Source organism: Phyllobacterium calauticae (genome assembly GCF_019991125.1).
In the GTDB taxonomy this organism is placed as follows: Bacteria; Pseudomonadota; Alphaproteobacteria; order Rhizobiales; family Rhizobiaceae; genus Phyllobacterium; species Phyllobacterium calauticae.
In genome coordinates, this window is the sequence record NZ_JAGENB010000001.1 from 1,019,092 (window position 1) to 1,032,042 (window position 12,951).

Genomic DNA, 12,951 nt, shown 5'->3' on the forward strand with positions numbered 1-12,951 from the left:
ACAACTTGGGAAACGCTGAAGGGGGGTGACCGATCGCATCCATCGGCCATCGCAGAGAAAACAATGGACTTCGCGCGGCAAACCTTGTCAAAACGGCAGGAGATTTCACCACTGGATTTTGCCGTGCCTGACCTGCCTCTCCTGCCTGTCACCGAGATTTTTCCCGCGCTGGATGAAGCGCTGGCGGGCGGCACGGCGGCGGTTGTCGTGGCGCCGCCCGGCGCGGGCAAGACGACGCTCATTCCACTGCATCTGCTCGGCGCGCCATGGCGCGGGGACCGGACCATCATCCTCTTGGAACCGCGCCGCCTTGCCGCGCGCGCCGCCGCCAGCCGCATGGCCAGCCTGCTGGGTGAGGAGGTTGGCGCCACCGTCGGCTACCGCATGCGGCTGGAAAACAAGGTTTCGGCCAGGACACGCGTCCTGGTGGTGACCGAGGGTGTGTTTGCCCGCATGATCCTCGACGATCCCGATCTTGCCGGTGTCGCCGCCGTGCTGTTCGACGAATTCCACGAGCGCAGCCTCGATGCCGATTTCGGCCTGGCGCTGGCACTCGACGTGCAGGCGGCGCTGCGGCCGGACCTGAAGCTTCTCGTCATGTCGGCAACGCTCGACGGCGCGCGCGTGGCGCAGCTTCTGGGCGATGCGCCGGTGCTGGAAAGCAAGGGCCGCTCTTTTCCCATCGAAACGCGCTATCGCGAGCGCAAGCCGGACGAGAGGATCGAAGATGCCATGGCGCGGGCAATCCGCGACACGCTGGCCACCGAGACCGGCAGCATTCTGGCGTTTCTTCCCGGACAGCGTGAAATCGAGCGCACCGCCGAAGCGCTGGAGGGGCGCGTGGGTGCGGACACGATGATCGTGCCGCTCTATGGTGCGCTCGAAGGCCGCGACCAGGATGCAGCGATCCGGCCCGCACCCCAGGGCAGGCGCAAGGTGGTGCTGGCGACATCCATTGCCGAGACATCCATCACCATCGACGGCGTGCGCGTCATCATCGACAGCGGCCTGGCGCGGCTGCCGAAATTCGAACCGGCCACCGGCCTGACCCGGCTGGAGACCGTGCGGGCGGCGCGGGCGGCAGTGGACCAGCGGGCGGGTCGTGCCGGACGCACGGAACCGGGCATTGCCCTGCGCCTGTGGCGCGCGGAACAGACGGCGGCGCTGGAGGCCTTTGCGCCGCCGGAAATTCTCGAGGCTGATTTGACCGGCCTCGTGCTTGATTGTGCCGCCTGGGGCGTTGCCGATCCGCGCAGTCTGGCCTTTCTCGATGCACCGCCCGCCCCGGCCATCAGGGAAGCCAAGACCTTGCTGGAAAATCTCGGTGCGCTGGACAGCGACCGCATCACCCCGATGGGCCATGCCATGCGCGCACTCGCCCTGCCGGCCCGGCTTGCCCATATGGTGCTGACGGCGCGGGAACGCGGACAGGGCGGGCGCGCGGCGGACCTCGCCGTGCTCCTCACCGAACGCGGGTTGGGCGGCAATGACATAGACCTCGACGTGCGGCTTAGCCGTTTTCAGCGCGAACGCGGCGAGCGGGCAACGCGGGCGCGCGGGCTGGCAAAGCGGCTGGCCGGACGTGATGTTGTGCAGGGGATGGAGCCGGAAAGTGCCGGGCGCCTGCTGATCGATGCCTATCCCGACCGGATTGCCAAGGCGCGCGGCAACGGCCAGTTCACGCTGGCCAACGGCCGCGGCGGCGAAATGGATGCGGCGACCTCGCTGGCGCGCGCGCCGTGGCTTGTCGTCGCCGATCTGGCGGGTCGAGCCGGCAAGGCCCGGATACTGGCAGCGGCGGAAACAACCGAAGCCGACATCCGCGAAGCGCTGGGCGATCGCATCGTCAGCGGCCGGCAGGTCAGCTACGACGCAAACCGCAATGCCCTGCAGGCGCGCGATGCCACCCGTATCGGGGCCATCGCCCTGTCGGAAAAGACCCTGCCCGCCCCCAGCGGCGACCAGGCCAATCAGGGCGTCGTCGAGGCGGTGCGCAGCCATGGTCTCGATATCCTGCCCTGGTCGAAGGAAGCGACGATCCTGCGCCGCCGTCTCGCATGGCTGCACAAGGGCCTCGGCGCTCCATGGCCATCCATGGCGGATGCGGATCTGATTGCCATGCTGGATGACTGGCTGCTACCGTTCCTGCCGGGAACCGCCAATCTCAACCAGATTCCGGCGCATGTGCTGAGCGAGGGACTGCGCGCGCTGGTGCCTCATGATCTGCAGCGCCGGATCGACGCGCTGGCTCCGACGCATTTCGCGGTGCCGACCGGCTCGAACATTCCGATCCGCTACGATGCGGACGACCCGGTTCTCGCGGTACGTGTACAGGAACTGTTCGGGCTCGGGGTTCATCCTGCCATTGCCGGCGGCACAATCCCGCTGCTGCTCGAACTTCTCTCACCGGCGCACCGGCCAATCCAGATCACCCGTGACCTGCCCGGTTTCTGGAAAGGATCGTGGGCCGATGTGCGCAGCGACATGCGCGGGCGTTATCCCCGGCATGTCTGGCCGGAAGACCCGGCGCAGGCACTGCCCACGGCCCGGGCCAAACCGCGCGGAACATAGGCGAGCCGCAAACGATGCAAAACGAGAATTCCCTTTGCATCGGGTTTGTTCTAAAGCTCGCCCATGGTTCAAGAATTCAGCATACGTTCCTCATACCTGTCGCGGCGGCTGCGGCTGACGACGCTGATCCGCCTGCGCTGGCTGGCCGTTGCGGGCCAGAGCATCGCAGTTCTCTTCGTGGCGCTCTACCTGAAGTTTCCCTTCCCGGTCAGCATCTGCTTTGCGCTGATTGCCTGCTCGGCATGGCTGAACCTCCTCCTGTCGTTCCGCTACCCGATCAATCACCGGCTTGAACCGCGGGCGGCCATCACGGTTCTCGCCTTCGATATCCTGCAGGTGGCGGGTCTGCTCTACATGACCGGCGGGCTGCAGAATCCCTTTGCCGTGCTGATGATCGTCCCTGTCATCATCTCCGCAACATCGCTGCCCGCCTCATCGACCGTGACGCTCGGTGTCCTCGTGACGGTCTGCGCGACCGCTCTCGCCTATTTCCATCTGCCCCTGCCCTGGTACCCCGACCAGGCATTGCAGCTGCCGTTCGTGCTGATTGCAGGGGTGTGGTGTTCCGTTGTTTCGGCGCTGGTCTTCACCGCCGTCTATGCCTACCGCGTTGCCGAAGAAGCGCGGCTTCTGGCGGATGCGCTCACCGCGACCGAACTGATCCTGCAGCGCGAGCAGCATCTTTCCGCACTCGATGGTCTCGCTGCGGCGGCGGCGCACGAACTCGGCACACCGCTTGCGACCATCGCGCTCGTTGCCAAGGAAATGCAGCGGGCATTGGCGCAGGACGATCGCTTTGCCGAGGATATCGAACTCCTGCGCTCGCAAACCGATCGCTGCCGGGAAATCCTCAAGCGCCTGACCAGCCTGTCCTCGGAAAGCGAGGAACATATGTCGCGGCTGAAGATTTCCTCGCTGATCGAGGAAGTCATCGAGCCCAACCGCAATTTCGGCATCAGCATCGAGGTGACGAAGCTGCGCGGCGAAGGCAACGAACCGGTCATCCGCCGCAATCCGGGAATCATTTACGGCCTCGGCAATCTGGTGGAGAACGCGGTGGATTTTGCCCGCGAAACCATTCAGGTCAGTTGGGGCTGGACCGACAAGACGGTGCAGATCGTCGTTGCCGATGACGGCAAAGGTTTTCCGGCTGATATTCTCGACCGAATCGGCGAGCCCTATACCACCGGCCGCGACCGCGAGACCAATGAACATGGCGGCGGGCTGGGGCTGGGGCTGTTCATCGCCAAAACATTGCTGGAGCGTTCCGGTGCGGCCATCACCTTCCGCAATCGCAATGATCCGGGGCAAGGCGCAGAAGTTGTCGTGACATGGCCGCGCAATCAACTTGATGAACAAAACGGATAACCTTTGACTTTTTGTTCATTGCAAACCATTAACGGAGTATATTTATAAGAAATGAGCAGGAAACCCTGATGGAACACACGGATCAGGACGATATTGCGGCCATAGGCGGCGATCGGACACTGTTGCTGGTCGACGACGACAAGCCCTTTTTGCAGCGCCTGGCGCGTGCCATGGAATCCCGTGGTTTCACCGTTGCAACGGCTGAATCGGTCGAGGCGGGACTTGCCAGCGTCAAGACGCACGCACCGGCCTATGCCGTGGTCGACATGCGGCTGGGCGACGGCAACGGCCTCGATATCATCGAGGCAATCCGGGCTCGCCGCGAAGACACCCGCGCCATTGTCCTGACCGGCTACGGCAACATTGCGACAGCGGTCAACGCCGTCAAGCTCGGTGCCATCGACTACCTGTCTAAGCCCGCCGATGCCGATGAGGTGTTTGCCGCGCTGACCCGCCGGTCCGGTGCCAAGGTTGCCCCGCCGGAAAACCCGATGTCGGCGGATCGCGTCCGCTGGGAACATATCCAGCGCGTTTACGAGATGTGCGACCGCAATGTTTCCGAAACGGCCCGCCGCCTCAACATGCACCGGCGCACCCTGCAACGCATCCTCGCAAAGCGCGCGCCGCGCTGAACTATTCCATATCCGTTTCGGGCAAGTGAATTCCGGACAATTCGGCCAGTGTCATCCGCGCCGCGCTCACCCGCGCAAAGCGCAGGGTCATCGCCTTGCGCGTCGCCCCGGACAATTTGTGCTCGGGCGCTTCGCGCAGGATTTCCGCGCCATAGCCATCCGACAGGATAAATCCGCAGTCCTGCGGGAAAATATCCGCGGGAACGCCGGGATGGGTGGCAAAGAACAGCCGGTCGCAATGGGCCCGGTAATCCGGCCATTTCTTGTCGACCTTCCAGTCCTCGATCGATGATTTGATCTCGACGATCCAGATTTCACCGGTGCGCGACATGGCAACGAGGTCGGCCCGCCGGCCCGAAGCCAGCGGCAACTCCGGCATCACCGCCAGACCCAGCTCAAGAAACAGCCGCTGCACGCCGCGGCGCACCAGCATGGCGTTCTCTGACTGACGACCATCGATGAGCGGGCTGGTCTGACCGGGAATCACAAGGGGCATGATGCAAGTATCGCTGAGATCGCTACAACCGCATACGGCAAAAATGCACCACTTGGTTGAGGATAAGTATGGTTAACAGAAAACTACGCTTTACGGTTAATCAAGCATTAACAATAATGGCAGTAATGAGGGAAGACAACTGAATCGCCTTAGATTCGGCCAATACTTGATGGGGTGACTATGCAACTCAAGACAATCGTCCTTGCAGTTGGACTGATGGGTGCAACTGCTCTGACGGGCTGTTCCACGATCGGCTTCAACTATTCCACTGCCTCCTATTCCTCCGTGACTGACGCCGGTTATGTGCTTCCAGCCATTCCCCGCGCCAAGATTCCGCCGCAGTTCCTGCGTCAGGAAGTTCGCTACGATGGCGGTGAAGCCGCAGGGACGATCGTTGTCGATACCAAGGCAAAGTTCCTCTACTTCGTCCTCGGCGACGGACGCGCCATGCGCTACGGCATCGGCGTCGGCAAGCAGGGCTTTGAATGGCAGGGTTCGGCGCGCATAGCCATGAAGCGCGAATGGCCAACCTGGACGCCGCCGAAGGAAATGATCAAGCGCAAGCCTGAACTGGCCGAATTCCGCGAGGGCATGGACCCGGGCCTGCAGAATCCGCTGGGCGCCCGTGCGCTTTACCTCTTCAACAAGGGCGGCGATACCGGCTATCGCCTGCACGGAACGCCGGAATGGTGGTCCATCGGCAAGGCGATGTCGTCGGGCTGCATCCGCCTGATGAATCAGGACATCATCGACCTCTTCAACCGCGCCGAGGTGGGTGCGAAGGTCGTCGTTCTCTAATTCTCCGGCTTATGAATTGCTTGAAAAGGCTGCCCCTTCGGCGGCCTTTTCACACGCTCCAGGGGTTGATGGTCTTGACCCCTGTTGATGCAAAATCCGCAATATTGCGGGTTACCACAACCATGCCATGGACCAGGGCCGTTGCAGCGATAAGCGCATCGCGCTCCGCTTGAGGGTTCGGGACGTGCAGGTGCGCGCAGCGTTGTGCGACAGCCGTATCCACTGCGAGAACTCTTCCCTCGAACCGAGGCAACACCCAATTGTCCCGCCATAGGCGCAGGATCGCCCCTTGTTGCGCATCCCGCCGGTCCACGAGCAGCAGCCCCTGTTCAATCTCCAGTATCGTAATGGCCGATAGGAAAAAATGCGAAAAAGGTATGGTCGATGCCCAAGCCATGACGTTCGCATCGGCTCTGTCCGGTCGGCGCATTTCGGAAATGAAATTGGTATCCAGAACAAACATCAGGACAGATCAGCCGGACGAAACCGGACATTCAGACTGGGTATTTCGAAATCAAAATCCGAGGGTTCCTGTTGCGCCAGGACGTCGGCAAGACTCTCCTGTCCCCCGGTGAGCTTCAGATATTCTTCCATGCTCAGGAGGACATGGGCGGGCCTGCCCCGATCCGTGATGAACACGGGGCCGTTGTTTGCCGCCTTCTTGACGTCGCTGGCATGCTGATTGAATTCTCTGCTCGAAACAGTTGTAATGCCCATCACGCACCTCTTTGAATTGTAGATATGTTACTACAAACCGGCGACGTAGACAAACCTATCCCGGCCGCCGCAATCCGATTTATTTGCCGAACTGATTTTTGCCGTGTTGACCTGATCGACAAGGCGCTCATAGATTGCTGCCGATGCGCATAACCGGGAAGGTCCACATGTTCAAAACCATTGCCACCACGCCGTTCGATGACCAGAAGCCGGGAACGTCCGGCCTGCGCAAGAAGGTTCCCGAATTCCAGCAGCCGAACTACGTCGAGAATTTCATCCAGTCGGTCTTCGATTCCCTCGACGGTTTCAAGGGCAAGACCTTGGTAATCGGCGGCGACGGCCGCTATTACAATCGCGACGTCGTGCAGATTGCCGTGAAAATGGCCGCTGCCAACGGGTTTGGCCGCGTTCTCGTCGGCCAGGGCGGCATTCTTTCAACACCGGCGGCGTCCAATGTCATCCGCAAGTACAAGGCGTTCGGCGGGCTCATCCTGTCCGCCAGCCACAACCCCGGCGGGCCGACCGAAGATTTCGGTATCAAGTACAATATCAGCAATGGTGGCCCTGCCCCGGAAAAAATCACCGAAGCGGTGTTCGCCCGCTCCAAGGTCATCGACCGCTATCTGATCGCGGATGCCGCCGATATCGACATCGACACCGTTGGCAAGCAGCAGCTTGCCGGCATGGATGTCGAGATCATCGATTCCGTCTCGGACTATGCCGAACTGATGGAAACGCTGTTCGACTTCGATGCGATCCGCGCATTGATCAAGTCCGGCTTCACCTTGCGGTTCGATTCCATGCATGCGGTGACCGGCCCCTACGGCAAGGAAATCCTTGAACACCGCCTCGGGGCACCGGATGGAACCTGCGTAAACTTCGTGCCGCTGGAGGATTTCGGCGGGCATCACCCCGATCCCAATCTCGTCTATGCCAAGGATCTCTATGACCTGCTGATGTCGCCGGACGGTCCGGATTTCGGCGCCGCATCCGATGGCGACGGCGACCGCAACCTGATCATCGGCAAGGGCATCTACGTCACGCCGTCCGACTCGCTGGCGATGCTGGCCGCCAATGCCCATCTCGCACCGGGCTACAAGGCCGGGTTGAAGGGCATTGCCCGCTCCATGCCGACCAGCGGCGCGGCCGACCGCGTCGCCGAAAAGCTGAAGATCGGCATGTATGAAACACCGACGGGCTGGAAATTCTTCGGCAACCTGCTCGATGCCGGCATGGCAACGATCTGCGGCGAGGAAAGCTCCGGCACCGGCTCCAACCATGTGCGCGAAAAGGATGGCCTCTGGGCTGTGCTGCTCTGGCTGAACATCCTGGCCGTGCGCAAGGAGAGCGTCCAGCAGATCGCGCGGGAACATTGGGCCGCCTATGGACGCAACTACTACACCCGTCACGATTACGAGGAAGTGGATTCAGGCGCGGCCAACAGCCTGATCGACGCCTTGCGTGCCAAGCTGCCAACACTGGCGGGCAAGACCGTGCAGGGCCTGACAATCACCACGGCCGATGATTTCGCCTATCATGACCCCGTCGACAAATCGGTGAGCGAGCATCAGGGCATCCGCATTCTCTTCGAGGGCGGATCGCGCATTGTCCTGCGCCTTTCCGGGACAGGCACGTCGGGCGCAACGCTGCGGCTCTACATCGAACGCTACGAGGCCGATGCCGCGCGCCACGATCTTGAAACGCAAAGCGCGCTTGCCGATCTCATCCGCGCCGCCGACGACCTGACTGAAATCAAGACCCGCACCGGCCGCGACAAGCCGAGCGTGATTACCTGATTTTCCAAGTCGGTGACAACAAAGGGGCCGCGTTTGCGGCCCTTTTGTTGTCTGAAGCTTTATTGCGGCGGGCTGCATGCCGCCGCTGGCGTCAACACTGGCACGTCCTTGCCATCCGGGCCGAAGGATGGCGGTATGTTTGTTGTCGGCTTTGATGCCCAGCAACTCGGTTTGTCACCAAGAGCAAAGTCGAGGGTTACAGGCTGTTTGGCAAATGGGTCAATCGGCAGCCATGTACTGTCATAGGACTTGCCGTCGAGCTTTACACTTTGGATATAGGTCGAGGCTGGCTTGTCCGCTGTGATCGTGACCAGCTTCCTGTCACCCCGCCAGACCACAGCCTTTTCGAAAATGGGACTGGTCAAGGTCAAGCCGGGTACAGCCAGAATTTCCGGATAAAGGCCGAGTGCGCCCCAGACATACCAGCCGGAGGTGGCGCCTTCATCGTCATTTCCAGGTAGCCCCGACGGGGCGTTCGTATAGTTTCTGCCAAGAATCCGGCGAACAAGTGTCTGCGATTTGTAAGGTTGGCTCGTCCAATTATAAAAGAAGGGCGTAGCAAAACCCGGCTCATTGCCGACCCACAGATAGGGTGAGTTCGTGGCAGCATTGACATATTTTGTGAAAGTGTCGAGACGCTCAATCGCATCGGTTTCCAAATCCGGATTGGTGGTCTTGTCCTTCACCAGCATACGCAGGAGCCCTCGGATATTGTGAGGCATCATATACGTATATTGTTCCGCATTGCCCTCCCGGTAATTAGTCTTGCTATCAACTGGTGTATATTTTGACCATGTGCCATCCGCATTGCGCGGTTGCAATTGCGGATAGGGTTGGCCGTTTACCTTGCGCCATTCCGGATTGAACAGGTTTGTCCAATTGTTCGAGCGTGCTAGCAGTTTGGTCGCGTCGTCCGATCCACCACCTGCAACGAGTTGGCTGGTTTGTTTATCAAGGCTCGCAATAAAGCGGGAGATGGCAAAATCTGTGCTGGCATATTCGAGTGTATTGGAGGTCGGCGTGTTCTCATATTTATGCTGCCCCTCGTCGGGTCCGAGGTAACCACGTTTATCGTATTCAGCCACATGAGGCAGAGTGGTTACACCCCGGCACGTCGTTTTAACCCCCTTCGCCATGTCCAGCATGATCTTGCGTGCGGCAGCGGTATCAAGGTTCTGTGCACCGAAAGCATGGGTTTGCGCGACGATGATGGAAGCACCGTCGCCCGGCATGATGTTGCTGTTGGATGTCCCCTCGACCCACATAGGGAACACGCCGCCACATTGTTTTGCATCATTAATGAGGGATTGCGCCATGTCTGCCGCCTCATTGGGAGTGAGCAAAGCCTGCATGGGCGCAAGGGAGCGATAGGAGTCCCAGCTGGAGAACGTCGTATAATGGACCCTGTCCCTTTCAACCTTCTCCACAGTTACCTTGCCGTCAAAACTTACATATTCACCATTCACATCACTGAAGACCGAAGGGGCAAAAAAGGAACGATAGAGCGCGGTGTAGAATATCTTTTTCTGATCGTCGGTGCCGCCTGTGACCTGAATGGAATTCAGACGTTTGTTCCAGTCAGAATCAGCGTGTTTGCGCGCTTCATCGAAGGAAAGCCCAGCGCTTTCCGCCCCCAGATTGCCCTTGGCATTGGCAACACTGACATACGAAACACCGGCCTTCATAACGATAGTGGTTGCCTCCCCCGTCTTGGCCGTAAAGGTCAAAATAGAGCTGGATTTATCGGCGGTGAAGGCTTGGTCGAACTGCGCGAAAAAATAGATGTTGTAGCTCGGGCTGCCGCAAAACCCGCCGCCTGATGTCTTGGCGGAAATCGTGCGCGCATCAACGTCTACCTTCACGTCGTTTAGACTGGTAAACTTCAGCAAAGCCCCCTTATCCTTGGGGAAAGTGAACTGCCCCAATCCGGTGCGCGTTGTTGCTGTCAATTCGGTTTTGATCCCGTTGTCAAACATGACCTGATAATAGCCCGGATGGACGGTTTCCTTGTCATGACTGAATGTGGCATTCCCATCCGACGCATTGGACACGGGCTGAACCTTGAATGGAGCGTATGTACCACACCCGACGCCACTCAGATTGATCATGGGAAAACCATGGATCACGTCCGAATCATGGTGATAGCCACGCGGGGACCACACACCGCTGATCACATCCGTCTCCGGCCCCCAGGAAACCATGCCGAAAGGTACATTGGCACCCGGATTGACAAAGCCGCCCAGCATACTCTCGGTTTCTCCCGGCACATCCGATGCAGGCGACTGACCCGACCCGATCAGCGGGTTGACATAGTGTGTCAAGGCGGCATCGACGCGAACGCCGAGTGCCCCTTCCAGCACGGCGATGCGTTTGCTGAAGTCTTCGGCTGAAGATGCTCCAAGCTTTGCTTTGTCGACCGCATCCTTCAAGCCGTCGAGCTCTACTTGCAAATCCGCAAGCTTCCCTGCATCAGCCTTGCCGGTCTTCAGCAGATCGATGTCGGCAAGCAGCGGGGCGAGAGCCGCCGCTTCCAGCTTCAGCTTGATCGCCTTGCCATAATCGTCTTTCAGTGCCGTAAACTGTTCCCGCAATGGTTTAAGCGTATCCATATCAGCCTGTGTGGCCGCCGTTCGCCCATCCAGAGTTTTGAAATTGTCCGTCAGCGACTTGAGGCCGGCATCCAGCTTGTCGATGCGGGGGCCGAGCTCCGTCAACGCGGCAACAGAGGCTTCTGTCTGGCCGGCCCGGCTTTGCAAAAGTTCGATGGTGGACTTGAGTGCAACCAGTGTCTCTTTCGAGGTCACGGCGTCCCCTTGCAGAATGACGGTGTTCGCCTGCAGGGTGTCCAAAGTGTCTTTAAGGCCCTTGATCGTTGCCTGGTCCACGCCGCCGTTCAGCGGGCTGATGTCTTCCGCAAAGGTGCCTTGCGCATCAGGCGTTGCCGGAGCCTTGTCATCCGCATTATTGCAACCCGCCAGCATAGCGCTGCCGACAAGTCCGGCGATGAGGACGCGTCTGAAAATCATTGGTTCCTCCCAAATGAATTTTGCTTTTAAATTTGTGCTTGAAATTAAGAATTGAAAAATGGATGTCGCGTCTGACACGTGCGCGATTGCAACAACCGCGCTTTCAAACCGTGCTCCTCCCAAAGCGATTTGAAACGATTGAATACGGAGCCGGATTATTTCCTTAAGCCAATGAGTGTCAATTCATCTTAAGTCCAAGAGAATGATTTAATAACACCTGCCCTGTTCTCCATCGCGTTGAGCGGATGTACAACATGTGAGGATGAGCACACAGGATCAAGGCCGGGAATGTCGTTTGCGGGCCTCCCGGCCAAGGCCTATGGCAAACGGTTACTCGAAAACAATCGCCGGCGCCGTCCGGCCGGGATTGGCTTTCGCCGCCTGCAGCTGATCCCAGACCTTGGCCGCAATCTCGCGATAGACCTTCGCCTGCGGTCCCTCCGGATTGCTGATGACGACGGGCGTTCCAGCATCGGACATTTCGCGGATTTCCATCACCAGCGGCACCTCGCCGAGGAAGGGAACGCCGAGACGCGTAGCTTCAGCCTTGGCGCCGCCATGGCCGAAAATGTCGTAGCGATTGCCGGTGTCGGGCGCGATGAAATAGCTCATGTTCTCGACGATGCCGAGCAGGGGCACATCGACCTTCTTGAACATGTTGAGCCCCTTGCGCGCATCGATCAGTGCCAGATCCTGCGGTGTCGAGACGATGACAGCGCCTGCAAGCGGCACCTGCTGCGCCATGGTCAATTGCGCATCGCCGGTGCCGGGTGGCATATCGACCACGAGCACGTCGAGATCGCCCCACTGCACTTCGCGCAGCATCTGCGTCAGGGCGGACATCACCATCGGGCCACGCCAGATCATCGGGGTCTCTTCATCGACGAGAAAGCCGATCGACATGACTTTCAGGCCATAGCCTTCCATGGGCTTGAGCACACGGCCGGAGACGACTTCCGGGCGGCCGGAGAGATGCAGCAGGCGCGGCATGGACGGGCCATAGATATCCGCATCGAGAATGCCGACACGATGGCCGTTGGCCTGCAGCCCAAGCGCCAGATTGACTGCCGTTGTCGACTTGCCGACGCCGCCCTTGCCCGAGGCGACGGCAATGATCGCGCCAACGCCGGGAACGCCCGATTTGACCGGCGCGGCCGCATGGCCGTGCCCGGACTGCGGCTGGGCCGGAACGCGCGGCGGCGGGACTGCACCGGCTGGTGCCGGACGCTGCGCGGGACGTTGCGGTGCTGCCGGTGCGGGACGCGGCACCGCGTCATCGCTGGTCGGACCGCCGCGCTTTTCGGCGGTCAGGGCGACAATGGCCCCGGCGACACCCGGCATGTTCTTGACAACGCGTTCGGCAGCGGCACGCAGCGGCTCCAGTTCCTGCGCGCGCGCCGCCGGAACAGTGATGGAGAAAAACACCTTGTTGTCGGCAATGAAAATATCCGAGACAAGTCCCAGATCGACAATGTTGCTGTTGAAATCAGGCCCGGTCACCGTCTTCAGCTGATCGAGAACCTGATCTTTGCTCACGCCTGCCATGC

At 60.1% G+C, this 12,951-nt stretch carries 10 protein-coding genes; 5 read left to right on the forward strand and 5 right to left on the reverse strand.

Annotated features, from left to right (window positions below; translation table 11 throughout):
• Nucleotides 1–123 precede the first annotated feature (123 nt).
• From hrpB to J1W56_RS05180, 3 genes are all read left to right on the forward strand, one after another.
• On the forward strand, nt 124–2,571 hold the full coding sequence (hrpB, locus tag J1W56_RS05170) for an ATP-dependent helicase HrpB (RefSeq protein ID WP_223612218.1): 2,448 nt from the start codon (nt 124–126) through the stop codon (nt 2,569–2,571).
• Between the two features lie 63 nt (nt 2,572–2,634).
• Nucleotides 2,635–3,939 (forward strand): ActS/PrrB/RegB family redox-sensitive histidine kinase, encoded by a 1,305-nt coding sequence (locus J1W56_RS05175; protein ID WP_223612219.1) that lies wholly within the window; start codon nt 2,635–2,637, stop codon nt 3,937–3,939.
• Between the two features lie 68 nt (nt 3,940–4,007).
• Nucleotides 4,008–4,571: an ActR/PrrA/RegA family redox response regulator transcription factor gene (locus J1W56_RS05180; protein WP_105737977.1), complete on the forward strand. Its 564-nt coding sequence runs from the start codon at nt 4,008–4,010 to the stop codon at nt 4,569–4,571.
• 1 nt (nt 4,572) lies between these two features.
• Here the strand turns inward: J1W56_RS05180 and J1W56_RS05185 are convergent, their stop codons facing one another.
• Nucleotides 4,573–5,067 carry an MmcB family DNA repair protein gene (locus tag J1W56_RS05185; RefSeq protein ID WP_223612220.1) on the reverse strand — a complete coding sequence of 165 codons (495 nt, stop codon included), beginning with the start codon at nt 5,065–5,067 and terminating at the stop codon, nt 4,573–4,575.
• Nucleotides 5,068–5,247: 180 nt separating this feature from the next.
• Between J1W56_RS05185 and J1W56_RS05190 the strand changes: the two genes are divergently transcribed.
• A complete protein-coding gene (locus J1W56_RS05190; RefSeq protein ID WP_223612221.1) occupies nt 5,248–5,865 on the forward strand; it encodes a L,D-transpeptidase in 618 nt (205 codons plus the stop codon).
• A 49-nt stretch (nt 5,866–5,914) separates the two neighbouring features.
• Here the strand turns inward: J1W56_RS05190 and J1W56_RS05195 are convergent, their stop codons facing one another.
• Together J1W56_RS05195 and J1W56_RS05200 are read right to left on the reverse strand one after the other, a co-directional pair.
• Nucleotides 5,915–6,328, reverse strand: coding sequence for a type II toxin-antitoxin system VapC family toxin (locus J1W56_RS05195; protein WP_223612222.1), 414 nt, complete (start codon nt 6,326–6,328; stop codon nt 5,915–5,917).
• Nucleotides 6,328–6,582 carry a type II toxin-antitoxin system Phd/YefM family antitoxin gene (locus J1W56_RS05200; RefSeq protein WP_223612223.1) on the reverse strand — a complete coding sequence of 85 codons (255 nt, stop codon included), beginning with the start codon at nt 6,580–6,582 and terminating at the stop codon, nt 6,328–6,330. Before J1W56_RS05200 ends, J1W56_RS05195 begins: the two co-directional genes overlap by 1 nt.
• A gap of 167 nt (nt 6,583–6,749) precedes the next feature.
• Here J1W56_RS05200 and J1W56_RS05205 point away from each other — a divergent pair, with 167 nt between their 5' ends.
• Nucleotides 6,750–8,378 carry an alpha-D-glucose phosphate-specific phosphoglucomutase gene (locus J1W56_RS05205; protein WP_223612224.1) on the forward strand — a complete coding sequence of 543 codons (1,629 nt, stop codon included), beginning with the start codon at nt 6,750–6,752 and terminating at the stop codon, nt 8,376–8,378.
• A gap of 59 nt (nt 8,379–8,437) precedes the next feature.
• Here J1W56_RS05205 and J1W56_RS05210 read toward each other — a convergent pair whose 3' ends face one another.
• Entirely contained in the window at nt 8,438–11,404 is a 2,967-nt protein-coding gene (locus tag J1W56_RS05210) for a GH92 family glycosyl hydrolase (RefSeq protein ID WP_223612225.1), read from the reverse strand.
• A 330-nt stretch (nt 11,405–11,734) separates the two neighbouring features.
• Nucleotides 11,735–12,949, reverse strand: a complete 1,215-nt coding sequence (locus J1W56_RS05215) for an Mrp/NBP35 family ATP-binding protein (RefSeq protein ID WP_223612226.1) — start codon at nt 12,947–12,949, stop codon at nt 11,735–11,737.
• Between the last annotated feature and the right edge of the window lie 2 nt (nt 12,950–12,951).

Coding starts and splice junctions, on each gene's coding strand:
- J1W56_RS05180 (WP_105737977.1), top strand. CDS start 4,008: ATGGAACACACGGATCAGGACGATATTGCGGCCATAGGCGGCGATCGG.
- J1W56_RS05210 (WP_223612225.1), bottom strand. CDS start 11,404: ATGATTTTCAGACGCGTCCTCATCGCCGGACTTGTCGGCAGCGCTATG.
- J1W56_RS05190 (WP_223612221.1), top strand. CDS start 5,248: ATGCAACTCAAGACAATCGTCCTTGCAGTTGGACTGATGGGTGCAACT.
- J1W56_RS05185 (WP_223612220.1), bottom strand. CDS start 5,067: ATGCCCCTTGTGATTCCCGGTCAGACCAGCCCGCTCATCGATGGTCGT.
- J1W56_RS05175 (WP_223612219.1), top strand. CDS start 2,635: ATGGTTCAAGAATTCAGCATACGTTCCTCATACCTGTCGCGGCGGCTG.
- J1W56_RS05215 (WP_223612226.1), bottom strand. CDS start 12,949: ATGGCAGGCGTGAGCAAAGATCAGGTTCTCGATCAGCTGAAGACGGTG.
- J1W56_RS05200 (WP_223612223.1), bottom strand. CDS start 6,582: ATGGGCATTACAACTGTTTCGAGCAGAGAATTCAATCAGCATGCCAGC.
- J1W56_RS05205 (WP_223612224.1), top strand. CDS start 6,750: ATGTTCAAAACCATTGCCACCACGCCGTTCGATGACCAGAAGCCGGGA.
- J1W56_RS05195 (WP_223612222.1), bottom strand. CDS start 6,328: ATGTTTGTTCTGGATACCAATTTCATTTCCGAAATGCGCCGACCGGAC.